The sequence below is a fragment of the Pseudomonas sp. 43(2021) genome (assembly GCF_017490805.1).
Classification (GTDB): domain Bacteria; phylum Pseudomonadota; class Gammaproteobacteria; order Pseudomonadales; family Pseudomonadaceae; genus Aquipseudomonas.
Map to the genome: position 1 here is coordinate 1 of NZ_JAFGYJ010000334.1, position 497 is coordinate 497.

Here is a 497-nt window from a genome sequence, read left to right on the forward strand (position 1 = left end):
GGACTGATCTGGTGTTGTATTAAAGCCCAGGCGGCGAGGTTGTATGCACCCGGAACATTTTGATTTGGCCACCCCGGTATTTCTGCCCATCACCCATGATGCGTGTACGGCGCTGTTGCAGCCCGAGGGTGACGCGACACTGGCCAGCCTGAGCGACCCGGAACTGGCGGCAGTGCTGGTCATTCAGAACCTCGCCCAGGCCACCGAACAGGATTTGAGCGCCAGCGCAGCGGAGAAGATCCTCGCCAGACTCATTGACTGGTCTGTCACCTCTCGGCGCTCCGGATCAGCGGGACTGCTTGCAGAGGCGCGGCGTCTGTTCGATTCGCGCAAATTGTATTTCGGCCTCAATGCGCTCAAAGGCCTGAACCTGCGCTTTCTCATGGCCGATGAAGTCGCCGCGCAGGCATTTCTGTTGCCCGGCGGGCAGTGGGATGTGGACTACAAGATCCGCCATCAGCAACATAACAACCCGTTTCGCCAGCAAATGGTCACGC

Annotated in this window: 1 pseudogene; it reads left to right on the plus strand. The window is 59.4% G+C overall.

Features of this window, described 5'->3' with window-relative positions:
• Positions 1 to 43: 43 nt before the first annotated feature.
• A pseudogene (locus J5M71_RS27490) lies at positions 44 to 497 on the plus strand (hypothetical protein); the annotation flags it as partial.